21 protein-coding genes and 1 pseudogene are annotated in these 24676 nt (G+C 69.8%); 10 read left to right on the top strand and 12 right to left on the bottom strand.

What is annotated here, in order from left to right; all coding sequences use genetic code 11:
• Positions 1-45: 45 nt before the first annotated feature.
• The 3 genes from ACWIHT_RS28145 to ACWIHT_RS28135 are packed head-to-tail and all read right to left on the bottom strand — an operon-like array spanning position 46 to position 3137.
• A complete protein-coding gene (locus ACWIHT_RS28145; protein WP_456171081.1) occupies positions 46-948 on the bottom strand; it encodes a carbohydrate ABC transporter permease in 903 nt (300 codons plus the stop codon).
• Positions 945-1838, bottom strand: a complete 894-nt coding sequence (locus ACWIHT_RS28140; RefSeq protein WP_456171080.1) for a carbohydrate ABC transporter permease — start codon at positions 1836-1838, stop codon at positions 945-947. The genes ACWIHT_RS28145 and ACWIHT_RS28140 overlap by 4 nt, the downstream gene beginning before the upstream one ends.
• Before the next feature lie 6 nt (positions 1839-1844).
• Positions 1845-3137, bottom strand: a complete 1293-nt coding sequence (locus tag ACWIHT_RS28135) for an ABC transporter substrate-binding protein (protein WP_456171079.1) — start codon at positions 3135-3137, stop codon at positions 1845-1847.
• A gap of 270 nt (positions 3138-3407) precedes the next feature.
• On the opposite strand from ACWIHT_RS28135, the gene ACWIHT_RS28130 reads away from it, so the two are divergent.
• The gene (locus ACWIHT_RS28130) at positions 3408-4415 is read left to right on the top strand and encodes a LacI family DNA-binding transcriptional regulator (RefSeq protein ID WP_456171326.1); all 1008 of its coding nucleotides are present in this window, start codon (positions 3408-3410) and stop codon (positions 4413-4415) included.
• A 70-nt stretch (positions 4416-4485) separates the two neighbouring features.
• Positions 4486-5289: an SAM-dependent methyltransferase gene (locus tag ACWIHT_RS28125; RefSeq protein ID WP_456171078.1), complete on the top strand. Its 804-nt coding sequence runs from the start codon at positions 4486-4488 to the stop codon at positions 5287-5289.
• Positions 5290-5367: 78 nt separating this feature from the next.
• Here ACWIHT_RS28125 and ACWIHT_RS28120 read toward each other — a convergent pair whose 3' ends face one another.
• Positions 5368-5916 (bottom strand): ATP-binding protein, encoded by a 549-nt coding sequence (locus ACWIHT_RS28120; RefSeq protein WP_456171077.1) that lies wholly within the window; start codon positions 5914-5916, stop codon positions 5368-5370.
• Positions 5917-6126: 210 nt separating this feature from the next.
• Between ACWIHT_RS28120 and ACWIHT_RS28115 the strand changes: the two genes are divergently transcribed.
• Positions 6127-6378, top strand: a complete 252-nt coding sequence (locus tag ACWIHT_RS28115) for a DUF397 domain-containing protein (protein WP_200709817.1) — start codon at positions 6127-6129, stop codon at positions 6376-6378.
• 159 nt (positions 6379-6537) lie between these two features.
• Positions 6538-7443 carry a helix-turn-helix domain-containing protein gene (locus tag ACWIHT_RS28110; protein ID WP_456171076.1) on the top strand — a complete coding sequence of 302 codons (906 nt, stop codon included), beginning with the start codon at positions 6538-6540 and terminating at the stop codon, positions 7441-7443.
• A 10-nt stretch (positions 7444-7453) separates the two neighbouring features.
• Here ACWIHT_RS28110 and ACWIHT_RS28105 read toward each other — a convergent pair whose 3' ends face one another.
• Both ACWIHT_RS28105 and ACWIHT_RS28100 read right to left on the bottom strand, forming a co-directional pair.
• On the bottom strand, positions 7454-9001 hold the full coding sequence (locus ACWIHT_RS28105; RefSeq protein WP_456171075.1) for an alpha-L-fucosidase: 1548 nt from the start codon (positions 8999-9001) through the stop codon (positions 7454-7456).
• An 18-nt stretch (positions 9002-9019) separates the two neighbouring features.
• Entirely contained in the window at positions 9020-10879 is a 1860-nt protein-coding gene (locus ACWIHT_RS28100) for a family 20 glycosylhydrolase (RefSeq protein WP_456171074.1), read from the bottom strand.
• Positions 10880-11136: 257 nt separating this feature from the next.
• Here ACWIHT_RS28100 and ACWIHT_RS28095 point away from each other — a divergent pair, with 257 nt between their 5' ends.
• Positions 11137-12480 carry an amidase gene (locus ACWIHT_RS28095; RefSeq protein ID WP_456171073.1) on the top strand — a complete coding sequence of 448 codons (1344 nt, stop codon included), beginning with the start codon at positions 11137-11139 and terminating at the stop codon, positions 12478-12480.
• 33 nt (positions 12481-12513) lie between these two features.
• On the opposite strand, the gene ACWIHT_RS28090 is transcribed toward ACWIHT_RS28095, so the two are convergent.
• Both ACWIHT_RS28090 and ACWIHT_RS28085 read right to left on the bottom strand, forming a co-directional pair.
• Positions 12514-12999, bottom strand: a complete 486-nt coding sequence (locus ACWIHT_RS28090; RefSeq protein WP_456171072.1) for an N-acetyltransferase family protein — start codon at positions 12997-12999, stop codon at positions 12514-12516.
• A gap of 95 nt (positions 13000-13094) precedes the next feature.
• Entirely contained in the window at positions 13095-13268 is a 174-nt protein-coding gene (locus tag ACWIHT_RS28085) for a hypothetical protein (RefSeq protein ID WP_019068289.1), read from the bottom strand.
• A gap of 933 nt (positions 13269-14201) precedes the next feature.
• Here ACWIHT_RS28085 and ACWIHT_RS28080 point away from each other — a divergent pair.
• The 4 genes from ACWIHT_RS28080 to ACWIHT_RS28065 all read left to right on the top strand — a co-directional run bounded on the left by ACWIHT_RS28080 (position 14202) and on the right by ACWIHT_RS28065 (position 19575).
• Positions 14202-15347 (top strand): ABC transporter substrate-binding protein, encoded by a 1146-nt coding sequence (locus ACWIHT_RS28080; RefSeq protein WP_456171071.1) that lies wholly within the window; start codon positions 14202-14204, stop codon positions 15345-15347.
• Positions 15348-15459: 112 nt separating this feature from the next.
• The gene (locus ACWIHT_RS28075) at positions 15460-16656 is read left to right on the top strand and encodes a histidine kinase (protein WP_456171070.1); all 1197 of its coding nucleotides are present in this window, start codon (positions 15460-15462) and stop codon (positions 16654-16656) included.
• Positions 16653-17318: a response regulator gene (locus tag ACWIHT_RS28070; RefSeq protein WP_456171069.1), complete on the top strand. Its 666-nt coding sequence runs from the start codon at positions 16653-16655 to the stop codon at positions 17316-17318. Before ACWIHT_RS28075 ends, ACWIHT_RS28070 begins: the two co-directional genes overlap by 4 nt.
• A gap of 574 nt (positions 17319-17892) precedes the next feature.
• Complete coding sequence (locus tag ACWIHT_RS28065) at positions 17893-19575, top strand: hypothetical protein (RefSeq protein WP_456171068.1); 1683 nt, start codon at positions 17893-17895, stop codon at positions 19573-19575.
• 14 nt (positions 19576-19589) lie between these two features.
• Here the strand turns inward: ACWIHT_RS28065 and ACWIHT_RS28060 are convergent, their stop codons facing one another.
• Both ACWIHT_RS28060 and ACWIHT_RS28055 read right to left on the bottom strand, forming a co-directional pair.
• Entirely contained in the window at positions 19590-22106 is a 2517-nt protein-coding gene (locus ACWIHT_RS28060; protein WP_456171067.1) for an NB-ARC domain-containing protein, read from the bottom strand.
• A gap of 416 nt (positions 22107-22522) precedes the next feature.
• Positions 22523-22663, bottom strand: a pseudogene (locus ACWIHT_RS28055) (IS110 family transposase); the annotation flags it as partial.
• Positions 22664-22947: 284 nt separating this feature from the next.
• Between ACWIHT_RS28055 and ACWIHT_RS28050 the strand changes: the two are divergent.
• The gene (locus ACWIHT_RS28050) at positions 22948-23235 is read left to right on the top strand and encodes a hypothetical protein (RefSeq protein WP_456171066.1); all 288 of its coding nucleotides are present in this window, start codon (positions 22948-22950) and stop codon (positions 23233-23235) included.
• 102 nt (positions 23236-23337) lie between these two features.
• On the opposite strand, the gene ACWIHT_RS28045 is transcribed toward ACWIHT_RS28050, so the two are convergent.
• The gene (locus tag ACWIHT_RS28045) at positions 23338-24270 is read right to left on the bottom strand and encodes a hypothetical protein (protein WP_456171065.1); all 933 of its coding nucleotides are present in this window, start codon (positions 24268-24270) and stop codon (positions 23338-23340) included.
• Positions 24267-24653 (bottom strand): hypothetical protein, encoded by a 387-nt coding sequence (locus ACWIHT_RS28040; protein ID WP_456171064.1) that lies wholly within the window; start codon positions 24651-24653, stop codon positions 24267-24269. Before ACWIHT_RS28040 ends, ACWIHT_RS28045 begins: the two co-directional genes overlap by 4 nt.
• Between the last annotated feature and the right edge of the window lie 23 nt (positions 24654-24676).

Below are 24676 nucleotides of genomic sequence, written 5' to 3'. Positions count from 1 at the left end.
TCTGTAGTGCGTGTCCGAAAGTACGTGTCCGCATGCAAGGAGACGTCAGCCCTTCACGGCGCCTTCGCCCACGCCCCGGAAGAAGTACCGCTGGAGGCAGGCGAAGAGGGCGATCAGCGGGGCCACGGCGATCACCGTGCCTGCGGCGACAAGGCGTTCGTCGTTGGCGAAGGTGCCGTGCAGATAGTTGAGGCCGATGGTGAGCGTGAACTTGGACGGGTCGCTGAGCACGATGAGCGGCCACAGGAAGTCGTCCCAGGCGCCCATGAAGGCGAAGATCGCGACGACGGCGATCGTGCCCTTCACGGACGGCAGCGCGATCCGCAGGAACCGCTGCCACACGTTGGCGCCGTCGACAAAGGCAGCCTCCTCGATTTCATACGGCAGGTTGAGGAAGGCGTTGCGCATCAGCAGCACGTTCATCGCGCCGATGCAGCCCGGGAGGACCACTCCGATGAGGGTGTTGTTCAGGCCCAGCTCACGCATGGTGGTGAACTGGGCGATGATGATGCCCTCCACCGGCACCAGCATCGCGAGGATGAAGACGAGGGTGGCGACGCGACGGCCCCGATAGCGCAGCCGGGCCAGCGCGTAGCCCGCGAGGGCCGAACCGACGCAGTTCGTCACGACGTTGGCGGAGGCGACCTTCAGCGAGTTGAAGGCGTAGTCCCAGACGGGAATGGTGTCGGCGACCCTCTTGTAGTTGTGCAGGGTGGGGTGTTCGGGCAGGAAGGTCGGCGGCGAGCTGTAGATGTCCTCGGTCGGGCCCTTGAGGGAAGTGGAGAGCTGCCAGAGGAAGGGGCCGACGGTGATGGCGAGGACGGCGAGCAACAGCGTGTAGCGCAGGGCGAGTTCCCAGACGCGGATACGGCGGCCGTGCTCGTCGGTGACGCGGGGTTCGCGAACCGCCGTCTCCGGTACGGGTCTTGTGCGTTCGATGACGCTCAAGCGTCCTCCTTCCGGTCGGCCCGCAGCACGAGCAGCATCAGTGCGACGGTGACGACGAAGACGACGACCGAGAGCGCGGAGGCGTAGCCGACCCGGCCGGTGAGGCCGGTGCCGGTGCGCTGGACGAGCATCACGAGGGTGGTGTCCTCGCCGGCCGGTCCGCCGCTGGGGCCCGCCATCAGATAGACCTCGGAGAACACCTTGAAGGCGGCGACCGAGGACAGCGCTCCGACGAGGACCATGGTGGAGCGGACGGCGGGAACGGTGACCGTGAAGAAGCGGCGTACCGCGCCCGCGCCGTCGACCGAGGCGGCCTCGTGCAGTTCGCGCGGCACACTGGCGAGCGCGGCCAGGTAAATGATCATGTAGTAGCCGAGGCCCTTCCAGACCGTGACGGCCATGGCGCTCAGGAGCAACAGCCACTGGTCGCTGAGGAAACCGATCCGGCCGACGCCGATCGTCTCCAACAGCGAGTTGACCAGGCCGCGTTCGTCCAGCAGCCACACCCAGATGAGTCCGACCACGACGATCGACGCGACGACCGGGGTGTAGAAGGCGGACCGGAAGAAGGTGATGCCGGGGATGTTCTTCTGCACCAACAGGGCGAGCAGCAGCGGGAGTACGACGAGCGCGGGGACCACGCCGACGATGTACAGGGTGCTGTTGCGCAGGCCGGTCCAGAACATGTCGTCGTGCCACAGCTCGCGGAAGTTGGCGAAGCCCACGAAGTGGCCGGGGATCAGGGTGCGCCGGTCGGTGAAGGCGTTGGCCAGCGTGGAGCCGAACGGGTAGAGGATGAAGGCGCCGGTGATCAGCAGCCCGGGGGCGGCGAACAGCCAGGGGCTGGTGGGCAGTTGGCGCCGCACCCGGGAGACGGTGGAGAGGGCCATCGTGGACTACCCCTGCTGCTGGAGAAGCGTGTCGCACTGCTTGACAGCGTTGTCAAGAGCCGTCTTGGGGCTCTCCTTCCCCTGGAGCGCCTTGGCCACTTCGTTGCGCAGCGCCGTCTTCATCTGCTCACTGAACAGCACCGGCGTGTAATTCACCGCGTTTTTCAGGGACTTGGCCGCCGCGATCCGTACCCGGGTCTCGTCGGTGCCGTCCTCCTTGGTGAAGTACGGGTCGTCGAGGGAGCCGGCGGTGCTCGGGAAGATGGCGACCTTCTTCGCGAACGACATCTGCTGCTGGGCGTCGGTGACGTAGTGCGCGAAGGCCACGGCGGCGGGGGTGTGCTTGGTCTTGGAGTTGACCATCACGCCCATGACGTACATGTTGACGTGGCCGGTGCTGGTGATCTGGTCGGTGATGCCGATGTTCTTGTACAGGCTGGGCGCCTGCTTCTTGAAGTTGTCGAGGTCGAGGGCGCTGCCCGGGTTCATGGCGACGGCGCCGGTGAGGAACTTCTTGCCGGACGACTCGGGGGTGGCGGTGAGCGCCTGCGGGTCGAGGGCCTTCGCGTCGTACAACTCCTTGTACTTGGTGAGGAGTTCGATGCCCTTCGCGTCGTTGAAGGCGAAGGCGGTGCCCGCCTTGTTCATCAGCTCGACGCCGTAGCGGCCGAAGTCCTCGACGGTGGGGACGTTGGCGAGGGTGGCGACCTTGCCGTCCGTCTTCTTCGCCAACTGGAGTGCCTGGGCGAAGAGTTCGTCGTAGGTCTTCGGCGGCTGGTCGGCGTCGAGTCCGGCCTGCTTGAAGAGGGACTTGTTGTAGAAGAGCGGGCCGGTGTTGAGGTACCAGGGGAAGGCGTAGGTGCCGGTCATGCCCGGTATCTGGTGGCTGGCCCAGGCGCCGGGCAGGTACTCGCCCTTGTACTTCGCGGCGGCCTTGTCGAGGTCCATCGCGAGGCCCGCCTTGGCGAGCGGGGCGACCAGGTCCGGGGAGACGTTGACGACGTCGGGCAGGGTGCCCCCGGCGGCGTCGGCGCTGATCTTGTCGGCGTAGCCCTCGGCGGGCTGGTCGATCCACTTCACATGGGTGCCGGGGTACTGCTTCTCGAAGCCGGAGATCACGCCCTCGAAGTAGGACTTGAAGTTGGCGCGGAGGTTCCAGGTCTGGAAGGTGATGTCGCCCTCGACCTTGCCCGAGGCGTCGGTCGATCCGCCGTCGTCTCCTCCGGAACCGCAGGCGCTCAGCGGCATGAGGACTACGGCGGCGGCAGCGGCGGCGAAGGCTCTGCGGGAGATGCGCACGGCGGGTCGCTCCTTTGCAGTGGGGTTGGCCAATCGTGCCGGGGCAGACCTTGCACGCTGTTCGCGGGGCGCGTCAATGGATTCCGCTCAGCTAAATTCATTAGTTGGCCAGATCCAGACAACCTCCCTGTTCAGAGAGGTGTGTTGGCGCTATTGCGGTCGATCACTAATGCGCTTTAGGGTGTGCTGGCTCAAGCGCATTAGTGCGCGGCACGGATGGAATGGAGAGCGGGCTTGTCAGGCAAGCGGTCACCCGCGCGTCGGCCGACGATGAAGGACATCGCGCAGCGCGCCGGCGTGTCCGAGAGCGCGGTCTCCTTCGCGCTCAACGGCCGGCCCGGCGTCTCCGAGATCACCCGCGACCGGGTGCGCCGGGTCGCGGAACAGCTGGGCTGGCGGCCCAGCACGGCGGCGCGGGCCCTGTCCGGGGAGGGTGCGGCGACGGTCGGTTTCGTGCTGGCCCGGCCCGCGGACACCCTCGGCGTCGACTCCTTCTTCCTCCAACTCGTCTCGGGCATCCAGGAGATACTGGCCGAGCGTCATCTCGGGCTGCTCTTCCAGATGGCCGAGGACGTCGACGACGAGTGCGCGGTGTACCGGCGCTGGTGGGCCGAACACCGGGTGGACGGCGTCCTGGTGGCCGACCCGCGCACCGCCGATCCACGACCCGACCTCCTCGACGAACTCGGCCTGCCCGCCGTCGTCATAGGCGGTGCGCCGGACGAACGCCATCCCGGTCTGTCGACGGTGTGGGCGGACGACGCGGGCGCGATGGCGTCCGTGGTCGACGAGTTGTCCGCGCGCGGCCACCGCCGGATCGCGCACATCGCCGGTCTGCCGGGCCTCGCGCACACCGAGCGCCGGATCCGCGCCCTGCGCGCCGAGGCCGCGCGCCGCGGGCTGACCGAGGTGCACTCGGTGACGACCGACTACTCGGACGCGGCGGGCGCCGCCGTGACCCGCCGGGTCCTCGAAGTCCCTTCTCCGCCAACGGCGTTGATCTACGACAACGACGTGATGGCCGTGGCCGGGGTGGCCGCCGCGACCGAACTCGGCTGCTCCGTACCGGGGGACGTGTCGGTGGTCGCCTGGGAGGACTCCGCGCTGTGCCGGATGGTCCGGCCGTGGCTGTCGGCGCTGTCCCGGGACAGTGTGGAGTTCGGCCGTACGGCCGCCCAGGAGTTGACCGCGCTGCTGGACGGCGGACCGGCACGGACGGTGCGGGTGCCGGTGCCGCGGCTGATCGAGCGGGACAGCACGGGTCCGGCCCGGGTGTGAAAGTGCTGTGTCTCCCGGTTCGAGCCCGAATCGCCGGACACCGCCGGGTACTTCGTGTGAGGCTTTGCCCATGACTTCCGAAGACCCGCTGGCCGACCGGCTCCAGCTCGACCGGCCGCACTCCGCCCGTGTGTGGAACTTCCTCCTGGGCGGCAAGGACAACTACGCCGCCGACCGCGAGGCCGGCGAAATGATCGTCAAGATGTTCCCGGACATCGCCCTGCTGGCTCGCCTCCAACGAGGCTTCCTGGTGCGGGCCGTGCACTATCTCGCCGCGGAGGCGGGCATCCGCCAGTTCCTCGACATCGGCACCGGCCTGCCCACCGTCGACAACACGCACGAGGTCGCGCAGCGCATCGCGCCCGAGAGCCGGATCGTGTACGTCGACAACGACCCGCTGGTCCTCGTGCACGCGCAGGCGCTGCTCACCAGCACGCCCGAAGGCGCCTGCGCCTACGTCGAGGCCGATGTCCGCGACCCCGAGACGATTCTCGAAGCCGCGGCCCGGACACTGGACTTCAGCAAGCCGATCGCGCTGACGATGCTCGGCATCCTGGGCCAGATCCCGGACTCGGACGCGCCCGAGGCCGTCGTGGCCCGCTTCCTCGACGCGCTGCCCCCGGGCAGCTGTCTCGCGCTGACCGACGGCACCGACACCAACCCGGCGCTCAACCAGGCGATCTCGGTGTACAACGCCAACTCAGCCAGCTCCTACTACCTGCGCAGCCCCGCGCGGGTCACGGCCTTCTTCGAGGGGCTCGAAGCCGTCGAACCCGGCATCGTCCCCATCTCGCAGTGGCGCCCGGAGCCGGTCGACGTGGGCCGCGCCCCGTCGGGCGTGGACACGATCTGCGGTATCGGCCGCAAGGTCTGAGCGGCAACAGCGAAGCGGGGCACCGGTGTTGAGCCGGTGCCCCGCTTTCTTGCGCGCGCTCTTCCTGTGTGTCCGGCGTCAGAGCCGGAACAGTGCCCAGACCGTCTTGCCGCCGCCCGCCCGCAGGTTCCAGCCCCATGAGTCGCTGAGCGCGGAGACCACCTGGAGACCGCGCCCGGACTCCGCGAACTCGTCGGGGTGCCCCTCCACGGGTATGCGGTCGCTGTCGTCGGTGACCGCGCAGACCGCGTACGGCAGCCGGTCCCACACCGCGAGCCAGAGTGAAGGCTGCTGTACCACCGGGGAGTTGGGCGCCCGGCCGTAGCGCAGCGCGTTGCTCACCAGTTCCGACACGGTGACCGCCATGTCGTCGACGAGTTCGTCCCCGGCCCGATCGGCCAGCGCGGCGCGGGTGAAGTCCCGTGCCACGTGCGCCGATTGAGGCATCGGGGGCACGACCAGGACGGAACAGAGAGCCGGGTCGCCTCCGTCCCCCACGGTGGGGACCAGGGTGACGGTCTGCCCCGGTGCGGGTCGACCCACCTCGTCGACGGCCCGGCACAGCCACTGCCAAGTGCCCTCGATCCGCAGGGAGTCGACCGGCCGTACGACTTGCTCTGCGGACATCGCGACCCCTGTGACCCCAAGAGAACAACTGCGCGCGCTACACCTGTCCGGAACATGGTCCTCCGACTGACCCTGCGAACGCAAGTGCATCGGCAATTACCGCTGCAATTGCAGATGATCTTGCGAGCGGTGCCCCCGAGGGCTATCGTCCTCCACATCACCAATGGGTGCAATTGAAGCTGCAATTGCATTCGATCTTCCGGGGGAGCGATGAGGCCTCAGATCGAGCACGCGAACGGCATGTCGGCGACCCTGCTGAGCGGCGCGGAGTGGCGCAAGAGCCACCACAGCAACCCCGAGGGCAACTGCGTCGAGTTGGCCGCGCTCTCCGACGGCCACATCGCCGTGCGCAACTCGCGCCATCCCGAAGGTCCGGCGCTCGTCTACACCAGCGCCGAGATCTCCGCGTTCGTCCGCGGTGTGAAGGACGGCGACTTCGACGGCCTACTCCCCGGCCGCTGAAGTCAGGCAAACCCGCGGATGGCCGGAAGGCGCCGGACACAGGCCGGCACCTTCCGGCTCCTTCACTCCCCGCAGTTATCCGGAACCTCGGTGCTACGATCCTGTTTTGAGTCCCGAGAACTTGCGGACAGTATCGGCGCGACCGCCGAGGGGATGAACATGACTGCAGCTCAACCGGAACACGCCCCCCTGGGCACGGACGTACTGAGCCTTCAGCGCGGTGGTCCGACCGTCCAGCGCATCATGCTGGGCACCCGGCTCCGTAGGCTGCGTGAGTCCCTCAACATCACGCGGGACACGGCCGCTTCGGCCATACGCGCCTCGGACGCCAAGCTCTGCCGGATGGAACTGGGCCGCGTCGGCTTCAAAGAGCGTGACGTGGCCGACCTGTTGACGCTGTACGGCCTCCACGAGCCGGACGCCCGCCAGGAGTTCCTGGACTCGGCCCGCCGCGCCAACGAACCCGGCTGGTGGCGCGCCTACGGCGACTCCTTCCCCGCCTGGTTCGAGCAGCACCTGGGGCTGGAGGAGGCCACCTCCCTCATCCGCACCTACGAAGTCCAGTTCATCCCGGGCCTGTTGCAGACCGCCGGGTACGCCGAGGCCGTCATCCGGCTCGGCCGCCCCACCGACAGCCCGGACTCGATCCAGCGCCGCGTCGAACTCCGCATGACCCGCCAGGAGTTGCTGACCCGGCCCGAAGCGCCGCGGCTGTGGGTCGTGGTGGACGAGGCGGCCCTGCGCAGGCCGCTCGGCGGGGCCGAGGTGATGCGCGACCAGCTCCGGCATCTCGTCGAGACGGCCGCCCTGCCGAACGTCACGCTGCAAGTACTGCCCTTCGAAGTGGGCGGCCACGCGGCGGCCGGCGGTCCGATCACCGTGCTGCGCTTCCCGGTCCCCGACCTTCCGGACGTCGTCTACCTCGAACAGCTCACCTCCGCCCTGTACTTGGACAAGGCGGAGGAGGTCGACCGCTATCTCGCGGTCATGGACCGGCTGAGCCTGGTGGCGCTGCCCGGCCCCGAGTCGGTGGTCTTCCTGGAGAAGCTTCTCAAGGACAGGTGAGCTCCGGCCCTCAGGCCCGCGAGCGGTACAGCCCGAACTCCGCGATCCGTACGGTGTCCCGGGCCGCCGTCACCCGGACCCGCCAGCGCCGGGCTCCTACGGGCGCGGGCAGCAGCAGGATGCGACTGGCGCCGATCGTCCCGGCCCGGGTCACCTCGGTCCAGTCCCCGTCGACGTACGCCTCGACGACGAAGGCCTCGACCTGCTGGCCGTAGCGCCCGATGTCCTCCGCCAACCGGACGCGGTCGACCGCCTGTTGGGTGCCGAGGTCGACGGTGACCCGTCCCGGTGAAGTGACCGTCCGGGCTCCGCGTGCCAGGTCCTCGGGCAGTTCCCGGTCCACGCGCTCACGGAACTCGCGCAGCCGCGCCACATCCGGGTCCGCCAGCAGGCCGTCGGTGTCCGGCGGCACATTGAGCAGCAGAACCGCGTTGCGGCCGACGGAGCCGAAGTAGATGTCGATCAAGTCGTCGACGCTCTTGGGGAGTTGGCCCGGGTGGTAGAACCAGCCGTCGTGGATCGACACATCGCACTCGGCGGGCCACCACTGGAGGTAGTCGGTGTTCGGGCGCGCCGCCACGAGCGCGCCGCGACTGCCCTCGTCGGGGGTGTCGTACGACAGCGCCCAGTCCGTGCGGCCGTACTGCTCCTCCTTGACCGGGAGGACACTCCACTCGTCCTCCCGCGCGATGCCGCCCTCGTTGCCGACCCAGCGCACATCGGGGCCGGTCACCGCGATCGCCGCGTCCGGGGCGAGTGATCTGACCAGGGTGTACCAGCTGTCCCAGTCGTAGTCCTCGACGTGGCCCGGCGGGATGCGGCCCTGGGCGCCGTCGAACCAGACCTCGTCGATCGGGCCGTACTCGGTCAGCACTTCGTAGAGGGTGTTGAGCATGTGGGCGCCGTAGTCGGTGGCGTCCAGGGTGTAGAAGGCGTCCGGTGTGCGGTCGTCGCCGTCGACGAGCGTGGGGATGGTTCGGGTGGCGCGTGCGCTGCCGTTGGCGTAGACGCCGTGGAGGTACTGGTTCTCGTCGGCGGGCGAGAGGTAGACGCCGGCCTTGAGGCCGTACCGTCGCATGGAGTCGGCGAAGGAGCGCAGGACGTCGCCCTGTCCGGCACGCCAACTGCTGTAGGCCACCGTGTGGTTGGTGTAGCGGGAGGGGTAGAGGACGAAGCCGTCGTGGTGCTTGACGGTGAGGATGGCGAGCTTGAAGCCGCCGTCGCGGAGGGCGCGGGCCCACTGGTCGGTGTCGAGGCCGGTCGGCTGGAACACGTTCGGGTCCTCGTCGCCGGTCCCCCACTCCAGGCCGGTGAAGGTGTTCACGCCGAAGTGCAGGAACGCCGTCCGCTCCAGCCGCTGCCAGGCCACCTGCCGTGCGGTGGGCCGGACTTGGGAGGCCTTGCGGACCAGGTCGGCTTCGGTGTCGTCCGGGTCGACGGGAATGCGGTAGCGGGAGTCGGACGGGGGCGGGGGCGTCGCGAGGGCGGGGGCCGTAGCCGTGCCGGTCGCCGCGAGTGCGGTGGCCGAGAGGACGAAGAGACGTCTGGAGAGGGTCATGGGGTGGGACTCCTCTGGTCAGTGGGCGGTCAAGTGCCAGACGGCGGGCCGGTGTTGGTCCGGCGGGTACTGGACGAGGCGGCCGTCGTCGGCGACGCTCAGCGCCATCTGCGTGATGGCGTTCACGAGCCGGTAGCCGCCGGCCGTGGGCGCCAACTCCCAGCGCTGCATGGTGTTCGCGGCGTCGCAGGGCTGCGGGGTGGCCGAAACCCCGGGCTGGAGCGGCACGTTGAGGGTGAGCTTGCCGCCCTGTATCTCCAGGCAGCCGTCGGCGGTCCGCACCGTCGCGTAGCCGTCCGGTGTGCGCCGCACGGTGGCGTCGAAGGAGGCATCGGCCGTCTGGAAGGTGTACGTCCCGTCCGCGACCGGTACCCGGGTCAGGTCACGCCATCCGGGGGCGTGACCGACTGCCGTGCCCCGTGCGGTGAATTGGGCGTAGGTCGCGTCGGGGTGGGGGTCGCCCCAGGTCGCCTGGGCGAGGTGGCGCAGCGCGGGCTCGGTGTCGGCGGCGACCTCGTTCTCGGTCTCGCCGCGCCCGTTGTCGGGCCAGAGGCTGATCTTCGCCCCGGTGATTCCGGTGCTGGAGGTGAGCTTCTCGCCCTCGAAGCTGCGCGGGTCCCAGCTCTGGTCGTACAGCGACTCGGTGTCGCTGTGGAAACCGCCGCGCACCAGGTAGAGGGAGTAGGCCGCGTTCATCAACGGGTAGCCCTGGGCGATGAGTCGGCTCGGTTTCTCCTGGACGTTCAGCCAGTGCTCGACCGTCGTGCCCGGCGCCACCGGCACGGTGTTGGCGCCGGTGAGGCCGTCGTTCCAGATGCGCAGCTGCTTGCCCTTGCTCGCGGCGTAGGCCTGGACGCGGTTGATGAAGTCGATGTAGGCGTCCTGCGGGGTGGCGTTCGCGCCGTACTTCTCCTGGGCGTAGCGCAGCATCTGCGGGTACTTGGAGTAGTCGGAGCCGAGCATGTACTCGTCGGCGCCCATGTGCCAGGACGGCGCGGTGAAGACCTGCGCGTACTCGTCCATCAGGCTCGTGTAGTAGTCGAACGCGGCCTGCTGGGTGACGTCGAGGCGGGCGGGCTGCTTGTTGCCGTCGCTGTCGGTGAGCTGGAGGTCGGGGCGGTCCGCTATCCAAGGGTCCATGTGGCCCGGGGAGTTGATCTCGGGAATGATCTCGACGTGGTACTTGTCGCCGAGCGCGACCAGGCGGCGCAGCTCGTCCTTGGTGTAGTAGCCCCAGGTGTTCGCCTCGGGGTGCGCGTCGCTCTTCACCTTGATTTCCAGGAGCAGTTGGTCGAGCTTGTGGTACGCCATCTCGCGCACCAGGTTCTCCAGCCAGGGCAGGGAGATGTGGATGTAGCAGGCGCAGACGCCGACCCCGCGCTCCTTGTAGCGCGGTACGTCGACCGTGTGTCCGGCCGGGATGTGGTCACCCTGGGCGAGCAGTTGGAGGAGGGTACGGGTGCCGTAGAAGGCCCCGGCCTCGGTGGCTCCGGTGATCGACAGCCTTTTGCCCGCCCGGAGTTCATAGCCCTCGGCGCCCAACGAGCCCTGGTTCGGCCGGACTTCGACCACGATGTCGCCGGGCCGGGCGGCGCCGCCCCGCACGACGGGCACTGTTCCGTGGCCCGCCGCCTTGAGGTCGTCGGCGAGGGTGTCGGCGACCCTGCGCTCACTCGCGCTGCCCGCCACCAGCCGGGCCCCGGCACCGAAGTCGTAACTTCCGCTCTGCGGAGTCCAGTTGGACAGCGCGGGCACGGTCACCGGAGGTGCCGCCTGCTCCTGCTGGGCCGCGACCGCCGGCGCTGCGGACGCCGCAAGCAGCGCGAACACCGCCGCGAAGCCGATCAGCCGGAAACGTCTCTTCCCTCGCTCAGCCATGACACTCCACCGGTCGCGATTGATCGGACGACTGATGATTGGACTGCGGTCGGGGACTGTCAACGGGTGCTGGGAGCGGCCAAGTTGAGCCATTGATCGGATGACCAGCAGGTCAGTCGGCGCCCGCCCGGCATCGGCTCGTGAAAAGTCCAACAAGACGGGAGCGAATGTCCAAGGCCCGTCACCTCTCGACGCGACGCCCCTGCCGAGGCACAGTTCTCCCTACGTACTCGCGAGTAGATTGAAGGAGCGCGCCTGTGACCAGCTGGATCGGCCGTACCGCCGCCGAGATCTCCGCCGCCGTACGCGAGAAGCGGGCCACGCCCCGTGAGGTGGTGGCCGAGCATCTCGCCCGGATCGAGCGGCTGGACGGGCGGATCGGCGCGTTCCGGGCGGTACGGGCCGAGGCCGCGCTCGCGGAGGCCGACGCGGTGGGCGCGCGGGGCGATCTGGCCGAACTGCCGCTCGCGGGCGTGCCGGTGGCCGTGAAGGACAACCTCTCCGTGACCGGCGAGTCCACCCGGGTCGGCTCGGCCGCGACCCCGGACACGCCCGCCGACCACGACCATGTCACCGTGGCCAGACTGCGGGCGGCGGGCGCGGTGGTCGTGGGGCTGACGAACGTGCCCGAACTGTGTGTCTTCGGCACCACCGAGGGTGTCTACGGCACGGCCCGCAATCCGTGGGACACCGCCCGCACCGCAGGGGGCTCGTCGGGCGGCAGCGCGGCTGCGGTCGCGGCGGGGATGGCGCCGATCGCGCTCGGCAATGACGGCATGGGCTCGCTGCGCATACCCGCGGCCAACTGCGGTCTGGTCACCATCAAGCCGGGGTTCGGGGTCGTGCCCGCCGGTATCGGCGACGGCGACTGGTTCGGAATGTCCGAAAACGGCCCACTGGCGACGACCGTCGAGGACGCCCGGCTGATGTTTTCGGTCATCGCGGACATCCAGGTCGTAGGCCCTGATGAGCCCACCGCCCGGAAGATCGCCGTCTCCGTGCGCAGCCCGCTCGCCGGGGTCGCCGTCAGCAAGCCGTATACGACCGCCGTCCGGGAGGCGGCCGGGTTGCTGGCCGAGGCGGGGCACGCGCTGCACCGCGCCGATCCGCCGTATCCGCTGTCCCTGAGCACCACCTCGCTCGCGCACTGGACGGCGGGCACCGCGGTGGACGCGGCGGGGCTCGACCCGCGGAAGCTCGCGCGGCGGACCCGGGTGCACGCGGCGATCGGGCGCCGGTTCGTCAACAGCGTCCGTACCGGGAAGGGCCGTGAGCGACTGCGCGAACGCCTCACGCCGTTCTTCGCCGAACACGACATCCTGCTGACGGCGGCGCTGGCCCGCCGCTCCCCCAAGGCCGGGCCGTGGCACGAACGGGGCTGGCTGCGAAATGTGCTGGCCAACACCAACTACTCGCCGATGACTCCCCCGTGGAACCTCACCGGCTGGCCCGCGATGTCGGTCCCGTTCGGCACGCTGCCCTCGGGCGCGCCCTGTGCCGTACAGCTGGTGGGGCGGCCGGGGTCGGAGGCGGCGCTGCTGGAGCTGGCGGAGCAGTTGGAGAAGCTGCGCCCGTGGGTGCAGACCGCGCCGCTCGACTGAAGGTTCCCGCTACAGGGCTAGAGAGCTGGAGGACTAGAGGGCGCGGTACATGATGTGCAGGCCCACGCGGCCGTCCCGGGGGTGTTCGAATGCGTCCGGCACCGTTCCCAGGATCGTGAAGCCGAGGGAGAGCCAGAGCTTGACGGCGGGGTTGGTCTCGACGACCGCGTTGAAGACCATGCCGCGGAAGCCCTGGTCGCGGGCGGCGGTGAGGATGTGTTCGGCGAGGGCGCGGCCGATGCCCCGGCCGCCGTGGTCGGGGTCGACCATGAAGCCGGCGTTGGCGATACGGTCGGCGGGACCGCCGTAGTTGGGGGTGACGAAGGCGGAGCCGACGATCGTCCCCGTCGCCTCGTCCTCGGCGACGTACACGCGCTTGGGCGGGGACGTCCACAGGGCCCGGGCCGCCTCTTCGGAGGTGTCCCGGGCCCAGGTGTAGGTGTCGCCGGCAGCGACGATCCGGTGCCAGAAAGGCCAGATCCGCGGCCAGTCGTCGGCCGCGGCTTCTCTGATCAGCATGGGCGCGATTTTCGCACGCCCATGCCGTCGGCGATCGCGATGGGTCCCGTGGGGCCCCTTGGAGTCCCTTGGAGTCCCTTGGGGTCCTTTGGGGGTCAGTCCACGCTGGGCAGGATGTGGGGCTCGGCGAGGTCGTCCTCGTAACCGGCGAGCCGGATGGGGGCGGACCGTGCCCACACGGCCAGGCTGCCGAGCTCGTCGGACCGGTGGCCCGCACGCTCCGTCGGTTCCTTGGGGCGTTGCTCGCGATTCGTCTTTTCCGGTGTCACCGCGCACTCCTTATGTGTCGGGTCACCCTCGGGGCATACCGGCCATTCTTCGGTCCGGTACCTGAGGCCCGCTCGGGTGTGGGTTGAAGGCAGTTCGGACGCGGTGGCGCCGGTTACTCGTGTGAGAGCGGGCCGTTGTGAACGGCCTGCCCCGGGACGGACCATGGGTGTGGGTGGGACCCCTTGTTGCTGTCCGTCTGCCTCAGGTTAACCAAATGAGCGGGCTGCCGCTCGATGGGGCTGAAAACATGGGGTAAATAATAGACACACGCGGCCACCAAGTCTGGCCTGCCCAGACCCGGTGGGCTACTGGAGTCCGTGCTTATCGGGACCTGGAAGGCCTGGAAGGCCTGGACGATCAACAGCGCGAACTCGTCGGGCAGTTCCTCGGACGGCCGGTGTGCGGGCTGATCAACTCGGCCGAGCTGACCGGTGGAACGGACGACGGGTTCCGTCCTTCGGCCGCGTTCGTGGCCCAGCAGGCCGCCTGCCTGGTCGTCGGCGCCTGGATCGCACGCGGCACAGGCCTGGTCGGCGGGCCTCCACGGCGCATCGAGTACGACACCCGCTTCGGGCCCCGGCCCGACGAGATGATCGACCACCGGCACCCCACCCCCGGGTGCGTGTGCCAGCAGGACGCTGCTCTCATCGACCACATCCGAGAAACCCGACGCACCCGCCATGGACGCTCGGTTGGTGGAGCGGCAGAGAGCGGAGTGTGCAGGGGGGTACGGAAGTCTTCCGCGCCAGAGGCAAGTTGAGCAGCGGCACCATTCGGCACTCGGAGTATTCGCGTCCAACGTCCGCGTTCAACCTAACGGTTGAACCCGAAGACAGCCTTCGGGCGACGCGGAACAGCACGGTTCATCGACAGGATGGGTACGCCGCCCCCAACCGAGCCCGGCGGCGGAACCCGCAGGAGGACCCCCCACCATGCCCAGGAACTTCAGCAGGCGACGGCTGCTCACCACCGGAGCCGGCGTCGCTCTCGGCGGGGCCGCCGCGGCCGTCGCGACCAGTGCTCAGGCTGCTCCCTCCGCCGGCGCCTCACTCACCGGTGTTCGCGAGGAGACCCGCTCCATCGACGAGCTCTACGAGGCCGCCATCGCCGAGGGCGGCAAGCTCGTCCTGTACCAGGGCGGGGACATCGACGGCCAGGCGGCGGGGGTACGGGCCGCCTGGGCAGCGCGTTTCCCGAAGGTCCCGCTGACGGTCTCCGTGGACTACAGCAAGTACCACGACGTCCGTGTGGACAACCAGCTCGCGACCGGCACCCTGGTCCCCGACGTCGTCCAGTTGCAGACGCTCCAGGACTTCACCCGCTGGAAGCGGGAGGGCAAGCTGCTGCGCTACAAGCCCGCCGGCTTCTCCAAGGTCCACCAGGGTTTCAAGGACCCGGACGGCGCGTGGACGGCGCTCATGGTGATCGCCTTCAGCTTCTTGTACGACATCCAGGCGGCCGGGACCGACGCGCCCAGGACACCGCTGGACCTGCTGGACGCGCGGTGGAAGGGCGCCATCGCCTCCTCCTACCCGAACGACGACGACGCGGTGCTGTACCTCTACTCCCTCTACCAGCAGAAGTACGGCTGGGACTGGGTGGCGAAGTTCGCCGCGCAGCAGCCACAGTTCGCCCGGGGCACGAACACCCCGGGTGAGGCGGTCAACGGCAAGAAGAAGATCATCGGAGTGGGCGGATCGGGCAGCGCGGTCTCCACGTCGACCACGGTGAAGTGGGTCGTACCGGCGGGCGATCACCCCTTCATGGCTTGGGGGCAGCGGGCCGCAATCCTGAAGGACGCCGCCCACCCGGCCGCCGCCAAGCTCTACTTGAACTGGGTGCTCTCCCAGGAGCGCCAGATGGCCAGCTTCAACGGCTGGTCGGTGCGTACGGACGTCACTCCGAACGCCAGTCTGAAGCCGGTTTGGGAGTTCCCCAACGCCCATGTCGACGGCTTCCCCAGGTTCATGGAGGACCGCGCCGCGGCCGAACGGCTGCGGCAGACGTTCTCCCTCTACTTCGGCGAGGTCAAGGGCGACCCGTCGCCGGGCTGGCTCGGTCTGCACCCGGGGAGCTGACATCGGCGCGGGCACGGCATCACCCGGGTGTCTGCGGCGTCCAAACAGGTCACGGCTTAGACTTCTGGCCCTGTCGCCGCCTCCGCCCGGCCCGCCCCAGGGAGCCTCAGCCGTGCCCGTCACCGCCCTCGCCGTACGCAGGCCCTTCGTCGCCGCGCGGTATCTCCCCGACCTGGTGTTCCTGATCGCCGTCGTCGGCACCCTCGTGCGGCTCTTCGAGCTGAACCACGAGCTGTGCTGGCGCATCGCGCCGCCCACGGCCGCGCTGGCCCTGCTGTATGCGGGCGGACTGGCCCGGTGGGAGCGGCTGGTCCCCTGGGCCCGACCCGTCTGGCTCGGCCTTCTCCTGCTGCTGTGGTCCTGGGTGGCCTGGAGCCTCCCGGCCCGGCTCACCTTCGGGTACGCGTGGCTGGCGGTGCCGCTCGCCATCCTGGCACTGCGCATGCCCACCCGCGCGATACGGACCGCGGCGCTCGGTGTCCTCACCGCGCTGCTGATCGCGGTCTTGCGGCGGGCCGGTGGCGGCTTCGACCCCGATGTGCTGGCACCGCCCGTCACCGCTCTGTGGGCGACCGTGCTCCTCTACCGTACCCAGCAGCGGCTGACCCGCGAACTCGCCGCCACACGGGGCGAGTTGGCGTCCAAGCAGCGGGAGGCCGGGCGGCTCGCCGAGCGAGCCCGCATCGCGCGGGACCTGCACGACACGCTCGCCCAGGAGATCTCCGGCAGCCGCATGCTGCTCCAGGCCGCCGACCGGGACTGGGAGCGCCGGCCCGACGCCGCCCGGCGGCAGGTACGGGTGGTGACCGAAGCTCTGGGTGAGCATCTCGCGCAGACCCGCGGCATCATCGACGATCTCACCCCGCCCCTGCTCGCGCGCGACGGCCTGGAGGCGGCGTTGCGCGACCTGTGTGCCCGCACCGGCTCCGCCGCCGGGGCGCCCAGGATCACCTTCCGTACCGAGCACGAGCCCTGCTCCCTGCGGACAGACCAGGCAGTGGCCCTGCTGCGGGTGACGCAGGGCGTTCTGGCCAACGCCTGCGAACACGCCCGGGCCCGGCATGTGAGCGTCACCCTGTCCTACGGCCACGAGGCGACCGCGACCGTCGAAGTCCTGGACGACGGAGTGGGATTCGACTCGACGGCCCTACAACCTGCCGGCGCCGGCCGCGGATTCGGACTGGCCGCGGCGCGTGACCGGCTGGCGGTCTTCGGCGGCACCCTCAGCATCGACAGCGCACCCGGACACGGCACCCGCGTCCGGGCGGCCCTGCGGGCCGAGGACCGGGTCCCGGCGGCCACTCGATGAGCGAGACTCCCGGTCCGCCACTGCGGATCGTGATCGTGGACGACCACACCGTCGTACGAGCCGGCCTGCGCGCCCTCCTCGAAAGCGAGCCCGGCTTCGCCGTCGTCGGCGAGACCGGCGATGGCGCCGACGCGGTGCGTCAGGTGGAGCAACTGCGCCCCGATGTGGTGCTGATGGACCTCCGGCTGTCGGACACCAACACGGCGGGCGGCGCCATCGACGGCATCGAGGCGACCCGCCGGATCCTGGCCGCCTCCGGCACTGCCCGGGTCGTCGTCCTCACCAGCCACGGCCGCCAGGCCGATGTCCTGCGAGCGGTGGAGGCCGGCGCGCGCGGATACGTCCTCAAAGCGGGCCCGCCCGAGGAACTGTTCCGTGCCGTACGCGCGGCGGTGGAGGGGGGCATGGTGCTGGCGCCGGAAGCCGCGGCTCAGTTCGTTGGGCATCCCGCCGGGCCGGGCCCTCTGCTGAGCGAGCGCGAGATCGAGGTCGTCCGGCTCCTGGCTCACGGGCACAGCAACCGGGCGATCGCCGGCGCCCTCTATCTGGCCGAGGCAACGGTCAAGACCCATCTGGTCCGCATCTACCGCAAGCTCGGCACGGAAAACCGCGTAGGCACCGTCGCGGAAGCGGTCCGACTCGGCCTGATCGAACTGGGCTGACCCCAGCACAGGCACCAGCGGTGCGTTGGGTCCGGGGTCGTAGTCGAACCGGAAGTTGAACCGCCCCGTAGGAGGAGCCGTCGTCCGCCACGCAGGTGCGCTTTCGCGGCAACGAGGCCCATCCGTTCCCTTCGCACCCTCTCGACATGAGTACGTTCGGCAACCGCGGAGTCTGGCGCAAGCAGCGGTACTTCAGCAGGCTCGCGGAGAATTTTCCCGCTCATACTTGGCAGCGACCGCGGCTTCCGGGCTCCTGGCCCCTGGCCCCTGGCCCCTGCCCACCTGAGCCCAGTGGCACGGCCGCCCCGTTTCGGCACTGCCCGGTGCTCTGGTTACCGTGTACCCGTTCACGACCAGCGAGGTCGTCCCGACATGAAGGGTGGAAGCGCGGCTTGAGGTGTGATACCAGATCGTGGCCGCGAGCCGCGAGCCGCGAGCCGCGAGCCGCGAGCCGCGAGCCGCGAGCCGCGAGCCGCGAGCCGCGAGCCGCGAGCCGCGAGCCGCGAGCCGCTGACCAGTTGGGGGAACTGGTTTGTTAGAGGCGGGTGCCTTGTCCGGTAGTCGGCCGCTTCGCGTGCCCGTGGGGCACGACGCCCACCGGTGGAGCACCTTCCACGGCGAACGCACCCTCGTCGTGGCCACCCGCACCCTCACCTCGACCGTACGCATCCTCGAAACGCTCCCCGCTCTGCTGCGCGGCGACCACCGCGTCACCGTCGTCTTCGCGCACGACCCCACCTCGGCCTTCGACTCCGGCGTCCTCGCCGTCCTTCACGAGGCCGGGTGCCGGGTGATGCCCTGGGAGCAGTTGGGGGAGGTCTCTCCGGATCTCATCCTGTCCGCCAGCGAGAACATCGACGTGCCGGAGGGCGACTGCCCTGTCCTCGTGCTGCCGCACGGCGTGGGGTTCCAGAAGCTCGTCCCGGACTCGCGCGGTCCACACGAGCGGCTGTCCGGTGTCGTCCCGGACTCCCTGCTCGAATCCGGCCGGGCCTGGCTGGCCCTCTCCCATCCCTCGCAGGAAGAGCAACTGCTCGCCACCCACCCGAAGATCGCGGGACGCACCCTCCTGGTGGGCGACCCCTGCTTCGACGAGCTGAAGAGCAGTGGGCCGATGAGATCGGCCTACCGGGAGGCGCTGGGTGTCGCGGACAACCAGCGGCTGGTCATGGTGAGTTCGACATGGGGGCCGACCTCTCTGTTGGGAACGCAGCCAGACCTTCCGGCCCGCCTCCTCGCCGGGCTTCCCTACGACGAGTACAAGGTCGGCGCGATCGTCCACCCCAACGTCTGGTCGGCGCACGGCTCCTGGCAGCTGCGCACGCTACAGGCCACCGCGCTGGACGCCGGACTGCTGCTCATGCCCGCCGTGCACGCCTGGCGCCCCGCCCTCGTCGCATCCGACATCCTGATCGGCGACCACGGATCGGTCAGCCTGTACGGCGCTTCCCTGGGCACGCCCCTCCTGCTCGCCACGTTCGGCGCCGACGCGGTGCCAGGCACCGCCGCCCACGCCATGGCGGACCTGGCGCCCCGGCTCGACCCGCGCCGCGACCTGCACGAGCAGATCGAGGACGCCGTACGCGACCACGTTCCCGAGCGGTACGCGCCGGTCGCCGCGCGGGCCTTCGCCGATCCGGGCCACGCTCTGGCCCGCCTCCGCACCGCCCTTTACGGCCTGCTCCAGCTCACCAAGCCCGCCACAGAGCCGCCGTATCCGCTTGCCCTGCCGCTGCCCGAGCCGCCCACCGCCCGAGTCACCTCCTGGCGGGTGACCACCGAGGTCGGCAAGGACATCGGCGGGCCTACCGTCGTCGTACGGCGTGTCCCGGCGGCCGTCGCCGGATACGCCGGTGAGGCTCCCGACGGCCCCACATGCTTCTCGCATCTGGCCTGCACCGACGACGAACGCGACGGGCGAGTGGCCGCGAGCGCCTCGGTGATCGTCCGGCGACGGACGGACCCGACGACCGCCGGCGCAATGCGCTGGGTCCAGGACACGCTCGGCCGGCTTCCGGGAAGCCTCCTGGCCGTGTCGGACGTACAAGGACGGGCCTGCCTCGCAGGGCTCCGGGACGGCCGGATCGTGGAGGCGACCGCCACCGGAGGAGCCCGGGATCCGGGGGTGTTGGCCTCGGTCGTCTACGCCGCCCTTCGCGCAGGCCTCCCGATGGACAGCTCCTGCGTCACGGTACGGACGGGTGATCCACGGGAGGAGGACGTCGTTCTGCGCCTGCGCCCGGGGGACGTCCAGTGAACCCGCTGTAGCCTTCAGCCGTCGGTTCCTGCCCTTCCGGCTTCGTCCAACTCCCGCATCTGCCGTCGTAGTTCATCCGCCGCCGGATTGCCGTCGCGCTCATAGATCTCCAACGCCTCGGCGAGGTGACCCCGCACCACGTCCGTGTCGGCACCGGTCCGCTGTGCGATGCCGGCGAGCCCCACCAGGGCTTCGGCCGCGTAGTGCGTCGCGTCCCGTTCCCGCAGGATCCCGACCGCCTCCTTCAGGTCACGGTCCGCTGCCTCCGTGTCGCCCAGGCGATCGAGTACGAGGCCGATCGCGGCCAGCGCCCGGGCCGCCATGCGCACGTCCGGCTCCTCGTCGGCCAGCAGGTCGTGGTGGGCGCGGCGCAGTACGACCAGCGCCTCGGTGTGGTCCCCGCGGATGGACATCGCGCTGCCGAGAAAAACACGGGCGATGGCCGCTCCTCGGGCTTCCCCGGCCTGTTCGTTGAGGGCGAGAGAACGCCGGTACGCCGCCGCCGCGTTCTCGGGATCGTGCCGGTCCAGGTACCGGCCCTGGAACTCCAGCACCGAGGCGCGCAGTGCGAGATCGTCGATCGTCTCGGCGCACTGAATGGCCCGCTCCAGCTGGGTGCGCGCCTCATCATGCCGGTCCAGGTCCATCAGGGGGCGGGAGAGCAGACTGCGCAGCCGGGACTCGGCTGCATCTGCGACCATCCGGTCCGGGTCCGCCGCGGCAGCCTGCGCGCCCAGCTCCAGCGACTCCCGCCAGATCTCAAGATACCGGCGGTGGAGAAACAGGGCCGTGAATGCCTCGGCCAGCTGCCAGACCAGGGTGTTCCACCCGTGCCGGGAAGCGGCCCGCAGGGCGCCCAGGATGGCGGCGCGCTCGGCGTCCAGCCAGACGAGCGGCACCGGGCCACCAGAGGCGGCGAAGGGGTCGTCGGCTGCGCGGAGCAGTGCGGACAGGTCGGCGATCCGCATCCGGTTCTTCTTGATCGCCCGGTCGGCGAACGCGGTGAGAACGAGGTAGTGCGTGCCCACCCGCCCGATCAGTTCTGCTTCCCCGCTCGCGGGCTCCTCCCGGTCCGCACACTCCCGGGCATGCAGCCGGATGAGGTCGTGCATGAGGTACCGGCCGTCCGTCTCCCGCTGCACGAGGCCCGCACCCGCAAGTACGCGGAGCAGCCGCTTGGCCACCCGCGTGTCGACGTCGGCGGCGACGGCGGCCACGCCGGCGTCGAAACGGCCGGTCGGCAGCCAGCCGAGAAGGCGGTAGAGCCGGGCCGCGTCAGGCGGCAGCAGCCGATAGGAAGGACCCAGAGCGGTGGACACGGACAACTCCTCGGCAGGCAGGGACAGGCCGGCCAACCGGTCCGTCTCGTCGGACAGTTCCTCCACCAGCTCGGCCGTGGTCAAGCCCTCCTCGGTCCTGAGCCGGGCCGCCGCGATCCGCAGGGCGACGGGCAGGCCGCCGCACAGTTTCACCAGTTGCCCGGCAGCCACCTGATCGGCGTCCACGGCTCCCGGGCAGAGGTCTGTCAGCAGGGCCAGACCACCATGATCGTCGAGCGGCTTCAGGCTGACCGGTGTCGCGTCGTCCTCGGCCACGAGTTCACCCAACGTCCTGTGCGACGTGACCAGCACCCCGCTGCCGGGCCCCTTCGGGATGAACGCGCGGACGTGCGCGGGTTCGGTCACATCGTCGAGCACTAGCAGGATGCGGAGGTCGGCGGTGTAGGACCGCAACTGGTTGGAGCGCGCCTGAATAGTCCGTGGCATGGCGTCCTCTCCGACACCCAGGGCGCTCAGGCAGATGGCCAGCGCGGCGCCCAGATCGGTGGTGTCCCTCCCGACTGCGGGCGTCCGTGCCAACTGGTCGCGCAGCCCGGCGAAGGGAACGTAGAACTGGCCGTCCGGATAGAGATCCTGAACCGTCTCCGCGAACCGGAGAGCGGTCGCTGTCTTCCCGACGCCGGAAACCCCCGACACCACCACGAGGTCGACGCGGTCGGAACCGGCCCGAGCAGCGGGGAACGCTTGGCCCAGTTCGTAGATCTTCTCGTCCCTGTTGACGAACCTGTACGTCCGGGCGGGCAGTTGGTTCGGCCGCGGACTCGCCCCCGCCGGTACGGGCGCCGGAACGGTGAAGGTGATGTCACCGTGGATGTGCGCGCCCTGGAAGGCGGGACCGTGATGCGTGCCACCGCTGACCGAACTGACGTAGGTGACCGGCGTGTCCGGCGCCAACTCGCTGATGAGTCGCGCCAGTTCCCCCGCGGCTTCCGCATCGTCCCGCAGAACGCGGAGGAGACGCTCACGCAGCCGCTCCTCGACGTGCCCGGCGGTCCGCGCGTCTCCGTCGGCGCGGGCCCGCGCCAACTCCTCGCCTGCGGCCTGAAGTTCACCCTGTGCGTTCTCGTCCCCGCCGCGACGCCGGAACCACCCGGCGAGCCTCAGTCTGGCCTGCTCCCACGACTCCGTCACCATCAGGCCGGTCAGAGCTGTCACCGCCGTCGTGGCGAGCGCCGTCAACTCGGCTTCCACTGAGCCCCCTTCGTACCACGGTGCCCCTGCGGGGCGGTCGGATCCAACCGTAGGGAGATCTTGGCCCCTTGCACAGTCACACTCGGCCTGCCGACGCGGGCAGAGCCCACTGGACGCGCGGGAAGGTGCCCATCACTCCGCTGCCCACCGGGTCCGGGCATCGCGTACGGGGTCCGTCGGCCGTCGCCGTGCTGTTCGGCCTCGACACCCACGCTGGTCGTCGGGCAGCGACGTGGTACGGATAAGTGCCTGTTGGTAGCCGCTCCAGTCGGTGACCTCGTGCACGGGCACGGGCACGGGGCTCTGGGAGGGCGGGCCGCCATGACGCCATCAGACGACCTGATGGGTGATCAGGTGTCGGATCGCGTATGAGGTGAACCGGCGCTGGGGCCCCGGGGGTGCCCCTATGGGTTTCGTCAACCCGCAGGGGTGGGTTGGGGGTTGTAGAAGGTGCCGTCGCGGAGCATCGCGAAGAGCACGTCGGCTCGGCGTCTTGCGAGGCAGACGAGGGCTCGGGTGTGGTGTTTGCCCTGGCTGATCTTCTTGTCGTAGTAGGTAACGCGGTCAGCAGGGCGGTCGTGGTGGCGACGATCACCGCGTCCTCCAGTGCCACCGTCGACACCAGTCCGATGGCGAGGGTCCCGAAGTTGTCGACGCCGAGGGTGGCCATCTGGTCGCCCTTCATGACCGGTACGCCGGCCCCGGTCCAGCGGATGAGGTGGATCAGGAGGTAGGAGAGAACGCCGCTGACGATGCATACAGAAAGGACCGTGATCGTGATCTGCCAGTCACGCAACCGCTCAACCGCCGCACGAGGAAGGGTTGTTCGCAAGGAGACACGATGGGACCGGCACACTTCGAGCGCCATCCACGCCAGGACGCAGTCGAACACGGCGTGAGCGACGACCTGTGCGAGCGCGATGGAGAACGGCGCGGTTGCGTACATGCCCGCGGCTCCGGCCAGGACGGCGGCTCCGCGCTGGAGGAGGCGCTGTCGGGGGTGACCCGGCTGAGCGGGGTCCGGGCGACGACCAGCCAGCACAGCCACCAGAACACGATGGCGAGGAGCAGCGGCCCGATCGCGTGCCGCACCACAGGTCGAACAGCAGGTCCAGGACGACGCCGGTGATGCGCTCCAAGCGGCCTGAGTCGTGGAGGCTTCACGATGGCTTTGAGCTGGCCCACGATCGTCTTGAAGTGCAAATTGTGTTAGCCGTTGCGAAACGGGGCACTACGGCTGGTGAGGATTTGGCGCTGGTAGGGACTCCGTGTCCTTCCGGAGTGCAATCGTGATGGCCAGCCCTGTCTCGCGGGACAGGGTGTCGCCGGTCAGGAGTCCCAACTGGGCTGCCAGATCCCGGGCGTAGAGGTCGGCGGTGGCCTCGATCAGGTCGCCGAGGACGGCTGCGGCCGAGCGGACCCGTACCCGGGCGAGCAGCGCGACGGCGACGGCGATCAGGCAGGCAGGCCACCACCACCAGGTGAGAAGTAGGTACAGCACAGCCCAGGCGGCCAGGCGTGTTGCGGCTGTGTAGGCGTCACCGGCGGCCGTGAGTTCGACGCGGGCAGTCTCAGGGATGAGCAGCCACAGGCGGGGCCAGGCGCTGGCAATATCCAGATCGTATGCCTTGTGGATGCGTCGGCCGGGCGCCAGTAGTCGGTCACCGACCCATGTAGGCCGCTCAGGCGGCATCAGGCTGATCGACTCTCGCTCGGCGAGCGCGTCGGACAGGCCGCGCGCCAACGCGGGGGAAGAGTTGCCGCGCGCGCGAACAGACCTGGCGATTGCGGCCTGCACCAGATCGTTGGCCGTGTTCCAGCGGTCCTGGCGGCGCCGCGTCAGCAGCCGGACGGGGCGGCCACGCAGGTCGGCAGCCAAGAGACGTCCGATCGTCCATCCCAGGCCCGAGGCGGCGAAGCCCGCCGCGAGGGTCAGTGCCAGGATGCCTGCGGCGACGAGGACGATCACGCCGGGGCTGGACAACGCGGGCCGGTCCGCGATCCGGTCGAGGATGTCGAGGAGTCGTACGGCCTCCCAGGCATGCGACTGGCCGAGTATGACGGCAACGGCCGCGCAGGCCAGATAGACCAGCCCGGGCAGGACGAGCAGTGTCAGCCAGCGTTCCGCGAGCCGCTTGCCCAGCTCGTCTAGAAATCCGCTCACACCGTCACCCGAACGAGCGTTAGCCGCTGTCCGGAAATCGCGCAGATCGGAGCTTGCGCGTGCTGGGCGACGGATTCGACACGACTACACGGCCGGCCGGTCGGGCACGCCCAGGCCTGAACGACCCGCCTGCTTTGCAAGGTTCCGGCGACCGGCTGGTAGGCGCGTGCGGGTTGAGTCACCGCACCCAGTCCGAATCTGGCCATCGCCTCGTCCAACGCGTCGAGGTCCTCCTTCACATCCGTATCGGCGCCGCCGTCGCGTACCGCTGCCAGAAGGCGACGCAGGACCGAGTCCGCGCCGGCCTGCTCGGCGTAGGCGTACAGCTCGCCATCGTCCAGCAAGGTGCACAGGTGCTCCACCCGCCCGGCGGTCTCGGCCATCGGCGCGCCTCTCGTCCTCCGCA

Source organism: Streptomyces sp. NPDC002276, from assembly GCF_053891435.1.
The sequence above is the reverse complement of the archived record's forward strand: the minus strand, read 5'-3'. Positions and strand labels throughout refer to the sequence as shown.